Origin of the sequence: Rhodoligotrophos defluvii, from assembly GCF_005281615.1 — a bacterium.
GTDB lineage: Bacteria > Pseudomonadota > Alphaproteobacteria > Rhizobiales > Im1 > Rhodoligotrophos > Rhodoligotrophos defluvii.
In genome coordinates this window covers 729,517-750,514 of the sequence record NZ_SZZM01000001.1, presented here as the reverse complement: position 1 = coordinate 750,514, position 20,998 = coordinate 729,517, and the positions used below count along the sequence as shown (strand labels likewise).

The window sequence follows — 20,998 nt, the reverse complement described above, 5'->3', positions numbered from 1 at the left end:
ACGGTTCATTGTGGCAGCGGCCTAGTTAGACCGTTTTGGCACATGTGCCGCAAATCACGCTCACATTTTCAAGCGGCGGAACGCACCCTTCCGCCCGGCATTTGCGATCAGACGGTTGGGATGAACGGATCTGGCATGAATAGCTTCGGTGCTTCCGCACCGCTTGGCAGCCTTCGAGATTATCGCATCGACTTCTGGCGCGGCGTCGCGCTGGTGATGATCTTCATAAACCACATTCCCGGCAATTTCTTCGAAGCGTTCACCTCCCGCAACTTCGGCGTGTCGGATGCGGCGGAACTGTTCGTGCTGCTTGCAGGCATCTCCGCCGCCGTCGCCTATCATCCGAACAAGCCGGTCCCGGTGTTCCCCCACATCGTCTTCAAGACGTTCGCGCGGGCCTGGAAGCTCTACGCGGCTCACATTCTGACCTGCGTTGTGTGCGTGGGCGTGCTGGTCGGCAGCGCCTATGTGTTCCAGGATCCAGGCTGGCTGGAGGTCCACGGGCTGAAATCGTTCTTCGACTCGCCCGAGCTGGGCATGTTCGGGCTCGCGGCTCTGGGATTCCAGCCCGCCTATCTCAACATCCTGCCGATGTACATCCTGTTCATGCTGGGGCTGCCCCTCGTGGTCTTGACCACGCGCTTCAACCTGATGGCGGCGCTCGGCCTTTCGGCACTGCTCTATGTGGCGGCGCAAGTGCATGGCTGGCGGTTTGGCACCTACCCCGACCGCGGCTTCTGGTTCTTCAATCCGATGGCCTGGCAGTTCCTGTTCGTGATCGGCTACTGCCTGGGCGCGCTGGCCTGGTCGGGCGTGAGGCTGCCGTTCCGGCCCTGCCTCTATTATGGCGCGCTGGCTTACCTAGTGCTGTGCCTGGCCATCGTGCGGTTCGGCCTGTGGCCAAAGCCTGACGCCTTGCCGCTGCCGAGCATGCTCTGGCAGTTCAACAAGAACGATCTGCACCTGCCGCGGCTGCTGCATGTGCTGGCGCTGGCCTATGTGTTCATTCATACCAGCTTGCATCAGCACATGCGCGTGCTCACCCGCGACAATATTCTCGTGATGTTCGGGCGGAACTCGCTTGCCGTGTTCTGCATCGGGTCGGTGCTCAGCATGGTCGGTCAAGTTCTGCGGAGCGAGAGTGGCGGGGGCTTCACAGCAGACGTGATGATCGTGGGCGGCGGCTTGATCATTCTTTACCTCGCCGTTCAGCTCATCGAGTGGAAGCGGGAGGTGCTGGCGGGCGCCGCCGCCCGTGCCGGCGTAAGCGAAGCGCGGGCGACCAACGGCTAGAAGTCCAATCTCGATTCGTTTTGGCGGATTGCTGAGGCGGTCCGGTTCTGGCTATTGTCCGGTCAAATCGTGCCGATTGCCAGGAACCGCCATCCATGGCCCGAAATGCCTACGAGACCGATCTCGACCGGACGCCCGCCAATTACCAGCCGCTGACGCCCATCGGCTTTCTTGCGCGTGCTGCGCTGGCATTCCCGGACCATACGGCCATCATCCATGGTCCGCTGCAGATCAGCTATGCCGCATTCTATGCCCGCGCGCGTCGCCTCGCTTCGGCCTTGGTCGCCAAAGGCATCGGCAAAGGCGATACGGTGTCGGTGATGCTGCCCAATGTGCCGGCCATGCTGGAGGCGCATTATGGTGTGCCGATGACCGGTGCCGTGCTGCATTCCATCAATACAAGGTTGGATGCGGCCAACATCGCCTTCATGCTCGACCACGCCGAGACAAAGGTGCTGATCACCGATCGGGAATATTCCGGCGTCGTCGGCCAGGCGCTGCGCCAAGCGAAGGTGAAGCCGCTCATCGTCGACTATGACGACCCGGCCTTTCCCCAGGCCGGGCCGCGGCTCGGCACTCTCGACTACGAAGCGCTGCTCGAGAGCGGCGATCCGGCGTTCAGCTGGTCGCCGCCGGCAGACGAATGGGAGGCCATCTCCCTCAACTACACCTCGGGCACCACGGGCAATCCGAAGGGCGTGGTCTATCACCATCGCGGCGCCTACCTGATGGGCTACAGCAACGTCATCGCCGCCTCCATGCCGAAACACGCCGTCTATCTGTGGACGCTGCCGATGTTCCACTGCAACGGCTGGTGCTTTCCGTGGTCGGTGTCGGTGGTAGCGGGCACCCATGTCTGCCTGAGGGCGGTGCGCGCGGCGGCCATGTATGAGGCGATCACCCAGCATGGGGTCACCCATCTCTGCGGCGCGCCCATCGTGATGTCGCTCCTGCTCAATGCCTCGCCCGAGGAGAAGCGGGCCATTCCGCACAAGGTGAGCTTCATCACCGCGGCGGCGCCCCCGCCGGAAGCGGTGCTGCGGGCCATGGCAGATGCCGGCTTCGAGGTGACCCATGTCTACGGCCTGACCGAGACCTACGGACCGGCCGTGGTGAATGAGTGGAAAGGCCAGTGGGATGCCCTGGATGCGAGGGTGCAGGCGCAGATGAAAGCGCGCCAGGGGGTGCGCTACCTCGCGCTGGATGATCTCACTGTGATGGATCCTGAGACCATGACCCCCGTGCCGGCCGATGGCCACACCATGGGCGAGGTGATGTTCCGCGGCAACATCGTGATGAAGGGCTATCTCAAGAACGCCCAAGCCACCCAGGACGCCTTCGCGGGTGGCTGGTTCCACTCCGGCGACCTCGGGGTGCTGCACCCGGACGGATATATCCAGCTCAAGGACCGCTCAAAGGACATCATCATCTCGGGCGGAGAGAACATCTCCTCGATCGAGGTGGAGGATGTTCTGTACAAGCATCCGGCAGTCCAGGCGGCAGCAGTGGTGGCCCGGCCGGACGAAAAATGGGGCGAGACCCCCTGTGCTTTCATCGAACTCAAGCCCGGGGCATCGGCCACCGAGGCGGAGCTTATCGCTTACTGCCGCAGCGCCCTTGCGCATTACAAGGCGCCGCGGCACGTCGTGTTCGGCGAGCTGCCCAAGACCTCGACGGGGAAGATACAAAAGTTCCAACTCAGGGAACGGGCAAAGTCGCTGTAGATGCAGACCTGCCTGGCGCGGGGCGCGCCAGCATCTTTTCGCCCGCTCTCAGAAAGCGAGGCTTATGCCCGTCTTGGCGTTGCCAGCACGTAAAAGTGACTCAATGGGGTTGTGCAAGCTGCGCCTGAATTCGGCTGATCTCGTCCTTCAATCGCAGCTTTTCTTTTTTGAGCTCAAGGACTTTCAAGCCATCCATGGATGGGCACGCTTCCGCAGCATGGATCTTGCTGTCAAGGGTACGATGCTTGTTCACCAGTTCCTCCAGATGGCTGCGAAGGGACATCGGTGCTGTCTCCTGTTCCTTGATCCTAGCGTTACCAGATTGACATATTGGAGCCCGCTTGTCGAATTCCAGTCGGGGCCGATCCATTATATAGTCCTTAATCCTGACCCCCGGTGCGGGGCCGGCGGCGGATAGGGAAGCCGACGAGACCGACTGCCATGGGAGGATCCTTATGGACGGCCTGCCAGATACTCTCGAACAGCGCCTTGCTGCCCTGCGTGAACAGCACAGAGACCTTGACGCCGCGATCGCCAGCCTCGAATCGGGTCTGTCGCAGGATCAGCTCCGGTTGCGCCGCTTGAAAAAGCAGAAGCTCATGCTCAAAGACGAGATCACCCGGCTGGAGGATCAGCTCATCCCGGACATCATTGCCTGAGCCGATCTCGCGCCAGCAGAATTCCGCCGTTGCACGCAGAGCAATCGTTCTTATAATCCGCGGCTTTTCCGGGCGTTGCGCCCGTATCCGCTGGAGACCCGCATGGGTGCCGTCGAGCCGCAAGTCGCGATCATCATGGGCAGCCAGTCAGATTGGGCGACCATGAAGCACGCCGCCGATCTGCTCGGTACACTCGGAGTGGGTCACGAAGCCCGCATCATCTCGGCCCACCGCACACCCGAGAGGCTTTACCAGTTCGCGAAAAGCGCGCGCGGCCGCGGCTTCAAGGTGATCATTGCGGGGGCGGGCGGGGCGGCTCACCTGCCCGGCATGACCGCATCCTTGACCAGCCTGCCGGTTTTCGGAGTGCCAATCGAATCAAAGGCATTGCAGGGGCAGGACAGTCTCCTGTCGATCGTGCAGATGCCTGCGGGCATTCCGGTCGGCACACTGGCGATCGGTCGCGCCGGTGCGATCAACGCCGCCTTGCTCGCCGCAAGCGTGCTGGCGCTCGGCGATCCGGCGCTGGCAGGCCGTCTGGACGCGTGGCGGCAGGCGCAAAGCGAGGCGGTTGGCGAGTTTCCGCAGGACGAGAGCTGAAGGCGTGACGATTTCTCCCCTCCCACCGGGCAGTACCATCGGGATTCTGGGCGGTGGGCAGCTTGGCCGCATGCTGGCCCTGGCTGCCGCCGAGCTGGGGCTGCGCTGCCACATTTATTGCCCGGATCCGGATAGCCCGGCGTTCGACGTGGCCTACCGCTCGACCTGTGCCGCTTATGACGACGAGGTGGCGCTCGACGAGTTCGTACGGAATGTGGATCGGGTGACCTACGAGTTCGAGAACGTGCCGCACGGCACGGTGGCCTTTCTCGCGGCGCGTGTGCCGGTGCTGCCAGGGGAAAAGGCGCTGCGCATCACCCAGGACCGGCTGCACGAGAAACGGTTCGTGAGCGAGCTGGGCTTCGAAACGGCGCATTTCCTGCCTGTCGATCGCGCGGCCGACCTCGCCAATGCTCTTGATGCGCTTGGCTATCCCGCCATCTTGAAGACGCGCCGCTTCGGCTATGACGGCAAGGGCCAAGTGACCATCCGTCCCGGCGATGACCTGGCGGGCGCGTGGACGGCAATCGGCGCGCAGGATGCGATTCTGGAGGCGGTGGTGCCATTCGCGATGGAATGCTCGGTGGTGGTGGCGCGCGGGGGCGATGGAACGATCGCTGCCTATGACATCACCGAGAACCGCCATGAGAACCATATTCTCAAGACATCGACGGTGCCGGCTGGGGTGAGCCTGGCCAGTGCTGCCGAAGCCCGGCGAATCGGCGCGCGCATCGCAGCCGCGCTCGACTATGTGGGCGTGCTGGCGGTGGAGCTGTTTGTGGTGCGGGACGCGGCAGGCGAGCATCTCCTGGTCAACGAGATCGCGCCGCGGGTGCACAATTCAGGGCACTGGACGCAGGACGGCTGCGTGGTCTCGCAGTTCGGTCAGCATATGCGGGCGGTGGCCGGCTGGCCGCTAGGCTCGACCAAGCGCCACAGCGACGTGGAGATGACGAATCTGATCGGGCAGGAGGTGGAGCAATGGGCCGGCCTTGCGGCGCGCGCTGAACTGGCCGTTCACCTCTATGGCAAGACAGCTGCCCGCCCCGGCCGCAAGATGGGCCATGTGAACCGGATCAGCCCGCGGCGCGATCAGCCGGCAGAGGAATAGATCTGCCGTTCGGGACTTCCATCGAGGGCATGGACAGACGCGGCTGGTTTTGCTAATCATAGCGATCTTGAGCGGCGCAGGCGGCTTGCAAGAGCATTTTGCTATTGCCAACCTTCGAGCCGCATCATAGCTAACAGCCAAATCACCGGATCAGCAAAGGCAGCACTCGTGCAAGTTCTCGTACGTGATAACAACGTCGAACAGGCTCTCAAAGCGCTCAAGAAGAAGATGCAGCGCGAAGGGGTCTTCCGTGAGATGAAGCTCCGGAATCACTACGAGAAGCCATCCGAGAAGCGTGCTCGCGAGAAGGCAGAGGCGGTGCGCCGCGCGCGCAAGCTGGCCCGCAAGCGTGCCCAGCGCGAAGGCCTGCTGCCAGCCAAAGGCAAGGCCCGCTGACGGGCTGACTTTTCCGGTCCGAACTCCACCAAAATCACCTAGCACGAGTGTGCCCGGATGCCTCATTAGGTACCGCGGGCGCGGCTTGTTTGGATCAGCACGTGATCACACCGGCGGATATTCACGAACCGAATGAAGCGAGCGGCTCGGCTCGAGCACGGTGATGCCGTGGCCGCCCAGGAACCGTTGCGCCGCCGGCTTGGCCGCCAAGACCACCGCCCGGTAGTCGGGATGGCTGGTCCAGAAGCGGAGAACGATGGTCACCTGCTCGCTATCGGTCGCATAGGCAAATACGGAGGGGTCGAGATGCGGGAGCGCCATTTCGGTCCGCCGGACGAAATCCAGCAGGCAGCCCATCGCTCGATCGAGATCCTCATTCGCACCCACCCAGAAGCGAAGCTCGATGCGGTAGAGCTTCGGAAGCGGAACATCGACCAGAAAGGCCAGGATCACTTCATTGGCCAATGGCTCGCCTGCCTGGAGGGCGCGACCCAGAAACCGGCTCACGCTGCCGGGCGCCGGCTCTTCCGCGTTCCACCTGATCCGGGATCGCCGCCAGCCAATCTTCAGGCGGTTCGACGGCGGAAAACGCTGAACCAGCAGGTCGCTTCGATAGCGGGCGAGGAGGTGCAGCAGCAGGATGCCAATCGGAGGCTCGGTCCAATTTCGCGCCAGCAGCCATCGAATAACATTCGGCAGTTTCCCTTGGGCGCGCGCCGGCTGTCCGAGCTCCGTGTCGAAAGGTTCTGACCGCAGTGCTTGCCCGGTCTCGGGCGGTTCTGCCGACTCTCCTGGCTCAAGTCGGATTTTCGGCTGCCAGACCACCGCGCGCGGCCGCATGACGTCCGGCCTCCTTCGCTCTGGTCTGATGATCGGCCGTGCAGCGGTCATGGCGGCTGGACCTTTTTTCCGATTGGTCGGGTTTTGCTCTTTTAGGTAGTATATTCTCCTATAACTCTACTGAAAATAGAAATCACCGGAGACCTCGCTCCACCTGCAGAGGTCCACAGCAAAACGGCCGGGCGAAGATGCCCGGCCGTCAGATACCCAAGGTTATGATCGCGGAGGCAGCCTGGCCCTACATCGCTTTGACGATCGCTTCCACCATCTTCTTGGCGTCGCCGAACAGCATCATGGTGTTGTCGCGATAGAACAGGTCGTTGTCGATGCCGGCATAGCCCGATGACAGCGACCGCTTGAGGAACATGACCGTGCCGGCCTTCCACACCTCCAGGACCGGCATGCCGTAGATGGGGGAGGACTTGTCCTCCTTGGCGGCGGGGTTGGTCACGTCATTGGCGCCGATGACGAAGGCCACGTCGGCATTGGCGAACTCGGAATTGATGTCCTCGAGCTCGAACACCTCGTCATAGGGCACATTGGCCTCGGCCAGCAGCACGTTCATGTGTCCGGGCATGCGACCGGCCACCGGGTGGATGGCATACTTGACCTCGACACCGGCCTTCTTGAGGCTGTCGGCCATCTCGCGCAGCGCGTGCTGCGCCTGGGCAACCGCCATGCCGTAGCCCGGCACGATGATGACCTTGGACGCGTTCTTGAGCAGGAAGGCCGCATCCTCCGCCGAGCCCTGCTTGACGGGGCGCTGCTCGCCGCCCCCGGCGGCGGCGCCAGCGGCTGTCTCACCGCCGAAGCCGCCGAGGATGACGTTAAAGAAGGAGCGATTCATGCCCTTGCACATGATATAGGACAGGATCGCACCGGAGGAGCCGACCAGGGCTCCGGTGATGATGAGCGCCGTGTTGCCCAGGGTGAAGCCGATGCCGGCCGCCGCCCAGCCCGAATAGGAGTTCAGCATCGAGATCACCACCGGCATGTCGGCCCCGCCGATGGGGATGATGATCAGGATGCCGAGCGCCAGGGCGAGGATGGTGAGCAACCAGAACGCCGCATGGCTGCCGGAGGCCACGAACCACACGATCAAGGCGACCAGCAGCAGGCCGAGCAGCAGGTTCAGCAAATGCTGGCCCGAGAAAACGACGGGTGCGCCGGAGACGAGGCCCTGCAGCTTGGTGAAGGCCACGATCGAGCCGGTGAAGGTGACGGCGCCGATGGCGACGCCCAGGGACATTTCCACCAGGCTCGCGGCATGGACGTGATCATGCGTGCCGATGCCGAAGGCGGCGGGCGCATAGAGGGCCGCGGCGGCAACCAGCACGGCGGCCAGGCCGACCAGCGAGTGAAAGCCGGCGACGAGTTGGGGCATGGCCGTCATCGGGATGCGCCGGGCGATCATCGCGCCGATCGCACCGCCGATGGCGATGCCCGCGATCACCATGGTCCAGGTGCCGGCGGTGGTCGGCGGGGTATAGAACAGGGTGGTGACAATGGCGATGGCCATGCCGACCATGCCGAACAGATTGCCTCGGCGCGAGGTTTCAGGGTGTGACAGACCGCGCAGCGCGAGGATGAACAGCACCCCGGACACGAGATACAGGGTGGCGACGACGTTCACCGACATTGGCCAGCCCCTCAGCTCTTGCGGCGGTACATGGCGAGCATGCGCTGGGTGACCAGGAAGCCGCCGAAGATATTCACGGATGCGAGGATGAGCGCGCCGAAGCCGAGCAGCTTCGAGGTGAGGCTCGCCTCTGCGATGGCATGCGCGGCCCCGCCCGCCACCGCGATGAGGGCGCCGACCACGATCACCGACGAGATCGCGTTGGTGACCGACATGAGCGGCGTGTGCAGGGCCGGCGTGACGCTCCACACGACGTAATAGCCGACGAAAATCGCGAGCACGAAGATGGACAGGCGGAACACGAAGGGATCAATGCCCGTGGCAGCGCCCAAGGCGTCGGCCCCGGTTTCCGCCGCAAGCCGGGCGGCATCAGCAAAACTCTGCGCCTGATCGGCTGCGTCCATTGCCCGCTGGGCGGCTTCCCTCGCCTGATCGGCTGCCTGCTGCGCAGTCAAACTCTCCATGGGCGTTTCCCCCGTATCAGCCCTTCAAAGCGGGATGGATGATCTCCCCATCCTTGGTGAGCGCCGTCCCTTGAATGATCTCGTCGTCCCAGTCGATCGCCAGCGCACCGTCCTTGACTATGACGTCGAGGAAATTCGTGAGGTTCTTGGCATAGAGCGGCGAAGCATTGCCGGCCAAGCGACCTGCGAGATTGAGATGGCCCAAGATGGTGACGCCGTTGTGCACCACAGTCTCGCCGGGCTTCGAGAGCTCGACATTGCCGCCGCGCTCGACCGCGAGGTCGACGATCACCGAGCCCGGCTTCATGCTCTCGACCATGGCGGCAGTAATCAAGCGGGGGGCGGGCCGGCCGGGAATGAGGGCGGTGGTGATGACAATATCCTGCGCCTTGATGTGCTCGGCCACCAGCGCCGCCTGGCGCCGCTGGTAGTCCTCGCTCATCTCCTTGGCGTAGCCGCCCTTGGTCTCGAGGTCTTCGCCCTCCGCATCGACCATGATGAACTTGGCGCCCAGGCTCTGCACCTGCTCGGCAGCGGCACGCCGGACGTCGGTCGCGGTCACCACCGCGCCAAGCCGCCGGGCCGTCGCGATGGCCTGCAGGCCAGCCACGCCCACCCCCATGATGAAGGCGCGGGCGGCGGGCACCGTGCCCGCGGCGGTCATCATCATCGGCAGGGCGCGGCCGAAGGTGGCGGCCGCGTCAATGACGGCCTTGTAGCCGGCAAGATTGGCCTGGGAAGACAGGACGTCCATGGATTGGGCGCGCGTTATGCGCGGCATCAGTTCCATGGCGAAGGCGACGGCCTTCTGCCCCGCGATCTGCTCGATCGGCTCACGCGGGCCATAAGGGTCGAGCTGGCCGATCACCACGGCACCGGGCTTCAAGGCGGCGATCACATCCGCTGGGGGGCGGCGGACGCTCAGCACGATATCGGCGTCGCGCGCAGCTTCAGCAGCGCTGTCGGCGAGGGTGGCGCCGGCTGCCTGGTAGGCGTCGTCAGACAGAAACGAGCCCTGGCCCGCGCCGCGGACCACGACGACGTCAAGTCCCTTCTTCACGAGCGCCTTGACGGTGTCCGGTACCGCCGCAACACGGGTTTCGCCAGCGCCCGCCGCTCCATCCGCGAGGACGAGCAGCTTCATCAGGCGACCCACATGAGGGTGATGAAGACGAAGATCGCAGTGACCACCAGCGAAAGGGTCCAGTTGCTGCCCATGCGCAGATCAAGCACCACGGCGGCGAGCCCGAAGATCAGCCCGAGGAAGCCCAGGACCGTGGCCGAGGCCCCCGACCCAAAGGCGAACATCACCAGGGCAACCAGGACGATGAGGGAGCCGAGAATGACGGCGACCGACCCCCTGAGGAAATTCACATAGGTTCGCTCATGTTCGTTGAAGTCGATCTGCGGGGCGGTGTCGTCTGCCATGTTGCTGTTTCCCCCAGTTTACGAGCAGATAACGGGGTTCGATAGCCGATCGTTTCGGCCAAGGCAACAGTGCTTGTGCACCGCACAGAAAATCATGCTGCAGGAACGTCGATGCCCGCGCGGGTGAAGGCGGCGGCCTGGCGCTTGGCAACGTCCTCAAGACGGAACCGCTCGATGGCGCCCTTGAACAGCTGATGGAAATTGAGTTCCGCGCGCAGGTGGATCAGCACCGAACCCAGCCCGATGGCGGCGCGGTCCATGAACACGAATTCCCGCGGCACTTTGACCGGGCCGCGTTCCTTCAATGTGCGGTGCACAGCGAAGGCTTCCCTGCGGCCATACTGGCCGGGGGCCACGCCTTCGGCGATCGGCCTCACCCGGTCCTCCATGAGCGGACCATAGATGAAGCGGGCCCAGATATTGAGCGCCTCGATCAGTTCGTTGGACAGGCCGACGAACCCCCAGGTCTCATAGGCGTGGACGATGCGGTCGCGATCATTGGCCATCAGTCCGTGATAGAGATCGACCACGCCGGCCACAAAACGCGGATGGAAGAGCCGGATGCAGCCATAATCCAGGAGGTTGAGGCCCTGGGGCTGATCCTTTGCGTCGACCACGGCCGTGTAGTTGCCGAGATGCGGGTCGCCGTGGATGGCGCCGTAGTGGCAGAACGGCTGCCACCACGCGTCGAACAGGTGCCGCCCCAGCAGATTGCGGGCCGCAAGGCTATGCTGCGTGAAATAGAGGATGGGCTTGCCCTCGAGCCAGGTCATGGTGAGCAGACGGCGGGTTGAGAGCGTGTCATGCACCTTCGGCACGCGGATGGTCGGATAGGGCGCGAGCATCTCGGCATAGAGCGCGATGTTCTTCGCCTCGCGCCGATAGTCCAGCTCCTCGCGCAGCCGCGCGGCAATCTCCTCGCCAATCTCCGTCGTATCGATGGCCGGATCCATGCGCCGATGCAGCGCCAGGATGAATTTGAGCTGCTGGAGGTCAGCCTCCACGGCAGACTGCATCTCGGGATATTGCAGCTTGCAGGCGACGAGCTCGCCCTCCTTGGTGGAGGCCCGGTGCACCTGACCGAGCGAGGCGGCAGCCGCCGCCTCCCGCTCGAAGGTTGCAAAGCGCGAAAGCCAATCGGGCCCTAGCTCGGCCGCCATGCGGCGGCGGACGAAGGGCCAGCCCATGGGCGGGGCATTCGACTGGAGCTGCGCCAGCTCGATCGCGTATTCCGCGGGCAGAGCGTCGGGAATGGTCGACAGCATCTGCGCCAGCTTCATGAGGGGACCGCGGAGGTTGCCAAGCGCTTCCCGGAACAGGCGCGCATTGCTCGCATCGTCACGGCTGCGGCCCAGCAGCTGGGCGCTCGCCAACCGCGCCGCCACCGCGCCGACATTGGTGCCGACCCGGGCGTAACGAGCGACGCGCCCGGTCAAACGATTGGCTTCCTCGTCCCGGCGCTCGCTCACCGCGTTCCCTCGTCCACGGCTTCGAGCTCGTCGATCAACCGCTCGATCATGGCCAGGCCCTTGTTCCAGAAGGCGGGATCCGCCGCATTCAGCCCGAACGGCGCCAGCAGCTCCGTGTGATGCTTCGATCCGCCCGCTTCGAGCATAGCAAGATATTTCTCAACGAAGCCCTCATGCGCCTCCTCGTAAAGGGCGTAGAGCGAATTGACCAGGCAATCGCCGAAGGCATAGGCGTAGACGTAGAAGGGCGAGTGGATAAAATGGGGAATATAGGTCCAGAACGTCTCGTAGCCCGGGCCGAAGGTAAAGGCATCGCCTAAGCTTTCCCGCTGGACCTCCAACCAGATCTCGCCCAGGCGATCGGCCGTCAGCTCGCCCTCGCGGCGCTCGGTGTGGACCTTACGCTCGAAGGTGTAGAAGGCGATCTGGCGGACGACCGTGTTCAACATGTCCTCGACCTTGGAGGCCAGCAGCGCCTTGCGCTTGTGCGGGTCTTTCGTCTGGGCGAGCAGCTTGCGAAAGGTGAGCATCTCGCCGAACACGCTCGCGGTTTCGGCGAGGGTCAGGGGCGTCTGCGAGAGCAGCAATCCCTGCCGGGCGGCAAGAACCTGGTGCACGCCGTGGCCGAGCTCATGGGCCAGGGTCATCACGTCGCGCTGCTTACCCTGGTAGTTCAGAAGCACATAGGGATGGGCGCTCGGCACGGTCGGGTGGGCAAAGGCCCCCGGCGCCTTGCCGGGGCGAACCGGCGCATCAATCCAAGGCTTGTCGAAGAACAGCCGGGCCGTGTCGGCCAAGGCCGGCGCGAAGTCCTGATAGGCTTCGAGCACGGTGCGCTGCGCCTCGTCCCAGCCGATCATCCGGGTTTCCTCGTAAGGCAACGGCGCATTGCGGTCCCAATACGCAAGCTTGTCCTTGCCGAGCCATTTGGCCTTCATCCGGTAGTAGCGATGCGACAGCCGGGCATAGGCCGCCTGCACGGAGGACACCAGTGCGTCGACGACGTCGCGTTCGACACTGTTAGACAAGTGCCTGCTATCGGCAATGTCCTCGAATTTGCGCCAGCGGTCCGAGATCTCCTTGTCCTTGGCCAGCGTGTTGGTGACCAGGGTGAAGATCCGCAGATTTTCCCGAAATGTCTTGGCCAGCGCCTCAGCGGCCGCCCGACGCCTGTCCTCGTCCGGACTCATGAGCAGATTGAGCGTGGGCTCGAGCCTCAGGGTCTCGCCATCCACGTCGAATGTCAGGCTGGCCATGGTCTCGTCGAACAGCCGGTTCCAGGCGCCGGCGCCGGTCTGCTCCAGCTCGTGGAACAGGGTCTCGGCCTGATCGTCGAGCTGGTGAGGACGACACTTGCGCAGCTCGCGCAGCCAGGGCCGATAACGGGCAAGGCCAGGATCGTCCAACGCCGTTTCCAGCGTGGGCTCGTCGATGCGATTGAGCTCGAGCGTGAAGAAGATCAGATCCGTGGTGATGCGGTTGAGCCGATCGGTGAGATCGCCATAGGTCTTGGCGCGCTTGGGATCGGTCGTGTCGCCGACATAGTAGAGGGTCGCGAAGGCGCCAATGCGCCCGAGGCGATCGTTCAGCTCTTCGTAGTCGCGGATGGCGCCATGGAGATAGGCTCCTCCGTCCGATTTGCCGGCATGCTCCACGATCTTACCGCGGTAGCGATCCGCAAAAGCCTTGACGTCAGCGGAGGCGGTTTCGAGGTCGCGCTTGAGCTCCACCGAATCCGGACCGGGATAGAGATCGTCGAGGTTCCATTCGGGCAGGTCGGTAAGTGCATTGCCCGCGGTCCCTTCCGCTGAAATCGAGCTTGTCATATCGATGCCTCTCAAATGGGAAAAGGAGCTCAGCAGGTGTTTCGTCCCGGAACAAGAGCCATATGTGGCGCCCGAGCTTAGGAGACAAGCCGGCCATGCGAGGTGGGTAGGGACGGCTGGGCTTGGGGATCCGTTAAGCCTGTAACCCTTTAAACCTTTTCGGGGTCATATCCGAGATCTAATAATATGGCCGTGTAGCAGTACAAATAAACAGTATACCTGCAGCGTGCCGCGCTGTGGGGACCACGAACATGTAATTAGCCACATGGCTGAACGGCACCCTCGGGGGGCGCCTCAGGAATGCAGAAAACATGGCGCAGGCGGTTCTTATTGTCGATGACGATCCGACGCAGCAACGTATTCTCCAGGAGCTGATCCGCCGGTTCGGGTATGAGCCTTATACAGTACAGGGGGGCCAGGAAGCACTCGACTTTCTCGCCGGTGCGAAAGGCAAGGAAGTCGGCCTGATGATCCTTGATCTGGTGATGCCGGACGTGGACGGCATGCAGGTTCTGGACTATCTCGGGGCTCACCGCAAAGACCTCCCCGTCATCGTCCAGACGTCGCACGGTTCGATCGAAACGGTCGTCAAGGCGATGCGGGCCGGCGCGGACGATTTCGTGGTGAAGCCGGTCAATCCGGAGCGGCTGAAGGTCTCCATTCAAAACCTGTTGAAGGTGAATGCGCTGACCGAGGAGGTGAAGCGCCTGAATGCACGCGCATCAGGTCAGCTCACGTTCGACTCGCTGATTGCCGAGAGCCCCGCCATGAGTGCGGTCGCGCGGCTCGGCCGACGCGCCGCCGCGTCGAACATCCCCATTCTCATCGAAGGGGAAAGCGGCGTGGGCAAGGAGATGATCGCTCGCGCCATCCAAGGGGAGAGCGACCGGCGCGGCAAGCCGTTCGTGACCGTCAATTGCGGGGCGATCCCCGAAAACCTGGTGGAGAGCATCCTGTTCGGCCACGAGAAGGGCGCGTTCACCGGAGCCGTGCAGAAGCACATCGGCAAGTTCCAGGAAGCGGACGGCGGCACCCTGTTCTTGGATGAAGTCGGCGAGCTGCCGGCCGACATCCAGGTGAAGCTGCTGCGCGCGATCCAGGAGGGCGAGATCGATCCGGTCGGCGCCCGCAAGCCCGTGAAGGTGAACATCCGGCTGATCTCCGCCACGAACCGCAACCTGATCGACATGGTCAAGCGGGGCACATTCCGCGAGGATCTTTATTACCGGTTGAACGTTTTCCCCATAAACGTGCCGCCGCTCCGTGAGCGGCTCGAGGACATCCCGCCGCTGGTCGAGCACTTCATCGTGCGCTTTGCCGCCGAGGAAGGACGCAAGATCCGCGGCATATCACCGACGGCGCTCAACATGCTGCAAAGCTACTCGTGGCCTGGAAATGTGCGGCAGCTCGAAAACGCGGTGTTCCGCGCGATCGTGCTCTGCGAGGGTGACACACTGGAGGTGAATGACTTCCCGCAGATCGCGCCCCAGGTGGGGGGCTATGCGGCCCGGATTCCACCTGCTCCCGCGCCGGCACGGGCACCGGCGCCCAGTCCCACCGCACCGCTGCAAGGGCCGGCTGCTGCCGGCGATCCTGCAGCCGGCTCTTCCGACCAGATCGCGGGAGCGGGCGTGCCGCTCGGCATTCCGGCCGTCACCTCGGGCGGCCACATCCGGAAGCTCGAGGAAGTGGAGGCCGACATGATCCGTCTCGCCATGCAGCGCTATCGCGGCCAGATGTCCGAGGTTGCGCGCAAGCTTGGAATCGGGCGTTCGACGCTCTATCGCAAGATCCGCGACCTCGGGCTCGAAGCTAAAATGTAACAGTTAGTTTGTTTTCGCATGGTAGAGCTTGAGCATATTGCGGGCGCCATGACCGGCGTCTAGCGTCGCTCGGGCCAGTCAGCGGAGGAATGTTGTGACTAAAGCCGCCCTCAGGCTCAGTATATTGGCGTGCACGATTCTCGCGGCATGGCAAAATACCGAAGCATCGGCAGAGGCTGTCCGCAGCCAGAACTTCGCAGGCCGCAACTGGTTCGAGCAGGCATTCCAGGCGGGCAGCCAGCGCCCCAGCGGATCGCTCGTCTCCCGCAGCTCGGGATGGGCCGGGCCCCAGCTTGCTGTTCAATCGCGGGCTCGGCCTGCGCAAAACGTCCGGTCGCAGAGAGCAACGTCGCGCGTGACCCGGCGGCAGCAGCCGCGGCGCGAGGAAAACATCGATCCGGATGGCGAGCCTTCCGCAGGCTCTTCCTCGGACATCACCGTCTACATGCCGGCCCCGCTGGTGCCACTCAAGGACGTCGATCTCGCCAAGGTGAAGCTGGGCGATCCTGTTTCGGACGCCATCCTCGCGCAGCTGAGCGACGATAGCCTGCCGGCCCTTCGCGTGACATCGGAAGAGCGGAGCGCGATCCTGGCCTACTACAAGGCGCGCGACTACATCCCGGCATGGGTGGGCGTCAGGGGATTGAACCAGCGTGCCCGCGACATGCTCTCCGTCATGGCTTCGGCAGACGAGGAGGGCCTCAACGCGCAGGACTATTTGCCGGCTTCCCTCAGCAGCTTCGGGGATGACGGCACCCGGCTCGTGACGAGCCCGAAGGCGCTTGCCAGGCTTGACCTCGAGGTCACGGCTGCTGCCCTGAAATATGCGCGCCATGCGAGGAGCGGCCGCATCGAGCCGAACAAGATCACGCGCTTCAACGATCTGAAGCCGCCGAAGCTCGCGCCGGAGGAAATGCTCGCCGAGCTGAACCAGGCCAAACAGCCCGGCAGCTACCTGGCATCGCTGCATCCGACGACTGCCGCCTACCAAGCCCTCAAGGCCGAGCTGCACCGGCTGCGCGCGAGCGAGGCTGCCGTTGCGTCGCTGCCGCAGCTCGAGCCAGGATCGGTGATTACACTCGGCATGCGGGACGAGCGGGTGCCCAATCTGAGAATCCGCCTGGCCTCGCTCGGACTGCTCGACAGCCACATCACGATCACCGAGGCATCGGCCCCTGCCGACGGACCATCGACCAATCTGACGCACGAGGACGACGTCGCCATAGACCGGCTGTCGACCATCAGGCCGGATCCCATCGAGGCTGGCGGCGCCGCCGGCAGCGGACGGGGGTCCCTCGCCGGCGTTGTGGTGGCCAGCGCCGATGCGAACGCGGCACCGGTTGGCCCGACCGGAACACCGCCTGTGGACCCGATGCTCTATGACCAGGAAGTCATGGACGGCATCAAGGCTTTCCAGAAGCGGGAAGGCCTCAAGCCCGACGGCATCGTCGGCAAGCGCACGGTGGCTGCCTTCAACAGCACGTCCCACGCTGCCAAGATCCAGAAGCTGCTGTTGAACATGGAACGGGCGCGTTGGCTGCCGCGCGAGCTCGGCGATCGGTATGTGCTGGTGAACCAGCCAGCGTTCGAGGTCAGCGTAGTCGAGGACGGCGCCGAGATCCATCGGGCTCGGGTGGTGATAGGCACCCAGACCAACCAGACGCCGGCGTTCAGCGACGTCATGGAGACGATCGAGTTCAACCCGTACTGGTACGTGCCGCGCTCGATCGTGGCCAACGAAATGCTGCCGAGGCTTCGGCGTGATCCCGGCTATCTCACGCGCAGCGGCTATGAGGTGCTCAATACGCGCAGCCGGGTCGTGAACTCCGCTTCGATCGACTGGCGCAAGTATTCGGAGCGGACGCCGGTGGCAAGCGTGCGGCAGCCTCCGGGGCGGGCGAACGCCTTGGGCGAAATGAAGTTCCTGTTCCCGAACAGTCATGCGGTCTATCTGCACGATACGCCCTCGAAGGGACTGTTCAGCAGGGCTGAGCGCGACTTCAGCCATGGCTGTGTGCGCGTTCAAGATCCGCGCCGGCTGGCGGAGGTACTGCTTTCGCGCGACGGCTGGACCGCCGAGCAGATCGCCAAGGCCATTGCGACCGGGAAGAACAACGGCGTGCGGCTGAAGCACAGGGTTGATGTGCATTTGGTCTACATGACGGCCTGGCCAGACAGCGATGGGTCCATCCGCTATTACAACGACATCTATGGACGCGATGCGAAGCTGGCGAAGGCCATGCAGGGCGGCCTCGTTTCACTGCAATAGGGCTAAATGCAACTTCTGCGACATTCGGCCTCTATATTTCTGCTAACTGGTTGAGTTTCCTGCGGGATTTCTCTATTCTTGGCAATTTTAGTTATTTTTTACTGATGCAGCTGTGTGCAATCTAGAACTGTTCAGATCTGGTGAAGCAGGGCTCACCAGATCCTTTGGGATTTCTGGGTTTGCATTAACCCATCCTTAATCATGGCCGCCGCAAACTGACACGCGATAGCAGCCGTCTCACGTAATGGGGCTCGGGGGAGCTTGGATCGCCTACCTCTTGTGCTCATCGGCGTCGGCGGGTAATGATTGCCCTTAAGAGGAGCGGGGAATACAGCCTCTAGCGGGGTTCCCGGTAAACGTTGTGGCGTTTTACGCGTCCTATCAAACGAGACGGAACAGCTCTTTGCGATCAAAAGCACGACGCTTGGCCGTAGCCTGTTTGTTTGCTGCTATTGGCACCGTTGGGGTGCTGTCAATGCCTGTCAACCAGCTGAATGCTGTGGACGACACGCGCACCCTTTCCCTTTACATGGTTCACACCAAGGAGAGCCTGACGGTCACCTACAAGAAGGATGGCCGCTACATCCCCTCAGCCCTTCGTCAGCTCAACCACTTCCTGCGCGATTGGCGGAGGAACGAGGTCATCAAGATCGATCCAGAAGTGATCGATCTCGTGTGGGAGCTGCACCAGGAGCTTGGCTCCAAGAAGCCGGTGCATGTGATCTGCGGCTATCGCAATGAGGCGACGAACGCGATGCTGAGGAAGATCGGCCGCAACGTCGCGAGGAAGAGCATGCATAGCCGCGGACAGGCTATGGACATTTACTTCCCGGACGTGCCGACGAAGAAGCTTCGCAATTCGGCTCTCGTGCGACAGATCGGCGGCGTCGGCTATTATCCGCGGTCCGGCCCGTTGGGGTTCGTGCATGTCGACACCGGACGTGTGCGCCACTGGCCGGCCATACCGAAGCAGGAATTCGCCGCGATCATGAAGAATGCGCCGCGCGGTCCGCAGAAGCGGTCCGAGCCGGTGATGACGGCCGAGGACGAGGATGGAACCCAGAGCACCGGCACGCTGGCGTCCTTGATCTCGAAGCTCACGGGGTCATCGCAGAGCACACAGCTGGCTACGCCAGTGACGGCGCCCATCCAGTCCGCCCCTGCCGATATCGCCGAGACCGCACCGGCTGCGGAAGAGGCAAAGCCGGAGAGTGCGCCGGCGAAGAGCGCTGTGGTTCCGGACGTGCCTCTGCCGCGGAGCAAGCCGAAGCTGGCAACCCCGGAACCGGCAGAACCGGCCCCGCAACCGGTTGAGACGACCGTGGCGCAAAGCGCTCCGGCCGAGCCGGCGCCGGCACCTGCTGCGTCTGGTGCACCGGCGGAGCCTGCCGTGCCCGTCGTGCCGACCGCAAAGCCCGACGCGGCCCCGAGCGGTCCGATCTCCACGCCCACCATTTCGGCGAGCGTGAAGCCGCAGTCGAGCCAGCCCGGAAGCGTGCAGGTGGAGCCCGCCTCTGCGCCGCCACCTGAGCGGCAGTCGTTTGCTCGACCCTTCTCTGGCGAAGGCAAGACCTCGCTCGGCTCCGGCGGCCATCCCATGACCGGTGCCATGTCGCGCCCGCTCGGTATTGGCGCCGTGCAGGCCAGCGTGACGCCGGAGGCGTTCTGGAAGGAACAGAACCTCAAGTTCTCTCTGAAGCCTCATTTCTTCAACTCGAACGCCTCGAAGGAGTTGGGCTTGAACGAGCCCGCCACCACCTCGACGGTGACCTTGGAGGCGCCCACGGCGGAGAAGGGCGAGTTCTCGTTCCTGCCACCAGTGCTGAGCGAGCTGACCCGGCTGTTCCTGCCGTTCGACCCGGAGACGGTGCCGGTTACGGATGATGGACAGGCGCAGTCCGGCGGCCCGGTCATCAACCGTGCGGACAAGGGCAACTTGCTCATGTCGCGGCATCAGCAGACCACGATCAACGGCGCGGCCAAGGGGCCGCGGATGGACAGCTATGCCGTAGATCTGAGCCAGCCCAATCCCATGGTGACCATGGCCCGGATGCGTTCGGACGAGCCGCAGCCCCTGTCGTTCCAGGAATAAGCCTGTCACTCTCCACAGTTCATCCCTTCCCGGCGTGCCGGGGAGGGATGGTTCGCGTTTGCGGCCAAGGGGTGATCGTAGGGTTCTATTTGGTGGCGATGGCGGTGGCGGCGCCGGCCATGAGCCCGGCGCTGCAACGGTTGGCGATGCGGACGGCGCGCGGGCTCTTCAGAAGCAGCCGCGCGCGGGCGGCAAGGACCACCCAGGCCAAGTCGATCAGGATCAGCACCAGCATCATGGTCGCGGTGAGCTCGAGCCAGCCGAGAACCGACAGGTTGTGCAGATCGATAATGGTCGGCAGCAGGGCCATGTAGAACATCATGATCTTCGGGTTGCCCAGGGTCACCGCCATGCCGGCCGCAAACATCCTGATCGGGGAGGCGCGCTCGGGTACCTCGCCATCTGCCAGCTTGGCGGGAGCGATCCACATCCTCCAGGCGAGATACATGAGGTAGGCGACGCCAGCCCACTTGATCACCACGAAGACGAGGTGGAAGGTCTGAGCGATGGCCGATAGCCCCCACACGGCCAGAGACAGCCAGATCGCCTCTCCCACCCACATGGCTGCCAGAAACGGCAGGACGTCGCGCGGACCCCGCGCCAGCACCCGCGCGACCAGGGCGGCGATGCTAGGCCCCGGCGATCCCGCGGAAATGACGAGGGCGCCGGCGAAAATCAGCAGCGCAGTCAGCTCCATGGATGGCGTCCTTCCCGCATGTGGAGGTTACGGAGGCACTTTCCGCCTCGGGCTGCGCCAGGTCAAGGGCGCCGAGGGCCTCGGAATTGGACGGCATCCGGAACGGCTTTGGCCAACCCTGCCTTTGCGCTATTGATCCTGCATGGCGCAGTTGGCGATTCGCATCATCGGCATCGATCCGGGCCTGAGACGGACCGGATGGGGCATCATAGAGCAATGCGGCAGCCGGCTCAGCCACATCGCCCACGGCACGCTGAAGGTGGACGACAAGGCATCGCTGGCCGAGCGGCTGCTTGACCTGCACGGCCAATTGACCGCCATCATCCGGGAATGGCAGCCGCACGAGGCAGCGGTGGAGGAGACGTTCGTCAACAAGGACGCACGAGCCACCCTTAAGCTGGGCCATGCGCGCGCGGTCGCCCTGCTGGTGCCGGCCTCGGCGGGCATTGCGGTTTCCGAATACGCGCCCAACGCGGTGAAGAAGGCGATCGTGGGGGCGGGCCATGCGGAGAAGACGCAGGTACACGAGATGGTGCAGCTGCTGCTCGCCCGCTGCAGGGTGACGGGCGCCGATGCGGCCGATGCCCTGGCGGTGGCGATTACTCATGCCCATCACCGCAGCGCCTATGGGGCGCGGCGCTTGGCGGGGGCCAGCGTGTGAAAAGCCT

The 20,998-nt window shown here is 63.7% G+C and carries 19 protein-coding genes; 10 read left to right on the top strand and 9 right to left on the bottom strand.

All coding sequences use genetic code 11. From position 1 onward, the window contains the following. The first annotated feature begins 135 nt into the window (after positions 1-135). Both E4P09_RS03560 and E4P09_RS03555 read left to right on the top strand, forming a co-directional pair. The gene (locus E4P09_RS03560) at positions 136-1,293 is read left to right on the top strand and encodes an OpgC family protein (protein ID WP_170984211.1); all 1,158 of its coding nucleotides are present in this window, start codon (positions 136-138) and stop codon (positions 1,291-1,293) included. A gap of 95 nt (positions 1,294-1,388) precedes the next feature. Then, the gene (locus E4P09_RS03555; RefSeq protein WP_137388186.1) at positions 1,389-3,017 is read left to right on the top strand and encodes an acyl-CoA synthetase; all 1,629 of its coding nucleotides are present in this window, start codon (positions 1,389-1,391) and stop codon (positions 3,015-3,017) included. A gap of 100 nt (positions 3,018-3,117) precedes the next feature. Here E4P09_RS03555 and E4P09_RS03550 read toward each other — a convergent pair whose 3' ends face one another. Further along, positions 3,118-3,300, bottom strand: a complete 183-nt coding sequence (locus tag E4P09_RS03550) for a YdcH family protein (protein WP_137388185.1) — start codon at positions 3,298-3,300, stop codon at positions 3,118-3,120. A gap of 172 nt (positions 3,301-3,472) precedes the next feature. On the opposite strand from E4P09_RS03550, the gene E4P09_RS03545 reads away from it, so the two are divergent. The 4 genes from E4P09_RS03545 to rpsU all read left to right on the top strand — a co-directional run bounded on the left by E4P09_RS03545 (position 3,473) and on the right by rpsU (position 5,783). Then, positions 3,473-3,676, top strand: coding sequence for a YdcH family protein (locus E4P09_RS03545; RefSeq protein ID WP_137388184.1), 204 nt, complete (start codon positions 3,473-3,475; stop codon positions 3,674-3,676). Positions 3,677-3,778: 102 nt separating this feature from the next. Then, complete coding sequence (purE, locus tag E4P09_RS03540; RefSeq protein ID WP_137388183.1) at positions 3,779-4,276, top strand: 5-(carboxyamino)imidazole ribonucleotide mutase; 498 nt, start codon at positions 3,779-3,781, stop codon at positions 4,274-4,276. Positions 4,277-4,280: 4 nt separating this feature from the next. Further along, positions 4,281-5,387: a 5-(carboxyamino)imidazole ribonucleotide synthase gene (locus E4P09_RS03535; protein ID WP_137388182.1), complete on the top strand. Its 1,107-nt coding sequence runs from the start codon at positions 4,281-4,283 to the stop codon at positions 5,385-5,387. Positions 5,388-5,555: 168 nt separating this feature from the next. Next, positions 5,556-5,783, top strand: coding sequence for a 30S ribosomal protein S21 (rpsU, locus tag E4P09_RS03530; protein ID WP_137388181.1), 228 nt, complete (start codon positions 5,556-5,558; stop codon positions 5,781-5,783). 105 nt (positions 5,784-5,888) lie between these two features. Here rpsU and E4P09_RS03525 read toward each other — a convergent pair whose 3' ends face one another. The 7 genes from E4P09_RS03525 to E4P09_RS03495 all read right to left on the bottom strand — a co-directional run bounded on the left by E4P09_RS03525 (position 5,889) and on the right by E4P09_RS03495 (position 13,449). After that, a complete protein-coding gene (locus tag E4P09_RS03525) occupies positions 5,889-6,623 on the bottom strand; it encodes a mechanosensitive ion channel family protein (protein WP_137388180.1) in 735 nt (244 codons plus the stop codon). 238 nt (positions 6,624-6,861) lie between these two features. Next, positions 6,862-8,262 carry an NAD(P)(+) transhydrogenase (Re/Si-specific) subunit beta gene (locus E4P09_RS03520; RefSeq protein ID WP_137388179.1) on the bottom strand — a complete coding sequence of 467 codons (1,401 nt, stop codon included), beginning with the start codon at positions 8,260-8,262 and terminating at the stop codon, positions 6,862-6,864. An 11-nt stretch (positions 8,263-8,273) separates the two neighbouring features. After that, the gene (locus tag E4P09_RS03515) at positions 8,274-8,726 is read right to left on the bottom strand and encodes an NAD(P) transhydrogenase subunit alpha part 2 (protein WP_137388178.1); all 453 of its coding nucleotides are present in this window, start codon (positions 8,724-8,726) and stop codon (positions 8,274-8,276) included. 16 nt (positions 8,727-8,742) lie between these two features. Continuing rightward, positions 8,743-9,870: a Re/Si-specific NAD(P)(+) transhydrogenase subunit alpha gene (locus E4P09_RS03510; protein ID WP_137388177.1), complete on the bottom strand. Its 1,128-nt coding sequence runs from the start codon at positions 9,868-9,870 to the stop codon at positions 8,743-8,745. Then, positions 9,870-10,154, bottom strand: a complete 285-nt coding sequence (locus tag E4P09_RS03505) for an aa3-type cytochrome c oxidase subunit IV (protein ID WP_137388176.1) — start codon at positions 10,152-10,154, stop codon at positions 9,870-9,872. The genes E4P09_RS03510 and E4P09_RS03505 overlap by 1 nt, the downstream gene beginning before the upstream one ends. 92 nt (positions 10,155-10,246) lie before the next feature. Next, positions 10,247-11,623, bottom strand: coding sequence for an ABC1 kinase family protein (locus E4P09_RS03500; protein WP_137388175.1), 1,377 nt, complete (start codon positions 11,621-11,623; stop codon positions 10,247-10,249). Next, positions 11,620-13,449, bottom strand: coding sequence for a M3 family oligoendopeptidase (locus tag E4P09_RS03495; RefSeq protein WP_137388174.1), 1,830 nt, complete (start codon positions 13,447-13,449; stop codon positions 11,620-11,622). The genes E4P09_RS03500 and E4P09_RS03495 overlap by 4 nt, the downstream gene beginning before the upstream one ends. Positions 13,450-13,760: 311 nt before the next feature. Here E4P09_RS03495 and E4P09_RS03490 point away from each other — a divergent pair, with 311 nt between their 5' ends. The 3 genes from E4P09_RS03490 (at position 13,761) to E4P09_RS03480 (ending at position 19,633) form a co-directional block, all read left to right on the top strand. Further along, positions 13,761-15,272 (top strand): sigma-54-dependent transcriptional regulator, encoded by a 1,512-nt coding sequence (locus E4P09_RS03490; protein ID WP_137388173.1) that lies wholly within the window; start codon positions 13,761-13,763, stop codon positions 15,270-15,272. A gap of 355 nt (positions 15,273-15,627) precedes the next feature. Then, complete coding sequence (locus E4P09_RS03485; protein ID WP_137388172.1) at positions 15,628-17,541, top strand: L,D-transpeptidase family protein; 1,914 nt, start codon at positions 15,628-15,630, stop codon at positions 17,539-17,541. Between the two features lie 475 nt (positions 17,542-18,016). Next, the gene (locus E4P09_RS03480; protein WP_137388171.1) at positions 18,017-19,633 is read left to right on the top strand and encodes a peptidoglycan L,D-endopeptidase MepK; all 1,617 of its coding nucleotides are present in this window, start codon (positions 18,017-18,019) and stop codon (positions 19,631-19,633) included. A gap of 85 nt (positions 19,634-19,718) precedes the next feature. On the opposite strand, the gene E4P09_RS03475 is transcribed toward E4P09_RS03480, so the two are convergent. After that, a complete protein-coding gene (locus E4P09_RS03475; RefSeq protein WP_137388170.1) occupies positions 19,719-20,330 on the bottom strand; it encodes a LysE family translocator in 612 nt (203 codons plus the stop codon). 142 nt (positions 20,331-20,472) lie between these two features. Between E4P09_RS03475 and ruvC the strand changes: the two genes are divergently transcribed. Next, entirely contained in the window at positions 20,473-20,991 is a 519-nt protein-coding gene (gene ruvC, locus E4P09_RS03470; RefSeq protein WP_137388169.1) for a crossover junction endodeoxyribonuclease RuvC, read from the top strand. Positions 20,992-20,998: the final 7 nt, after the last annotated feature.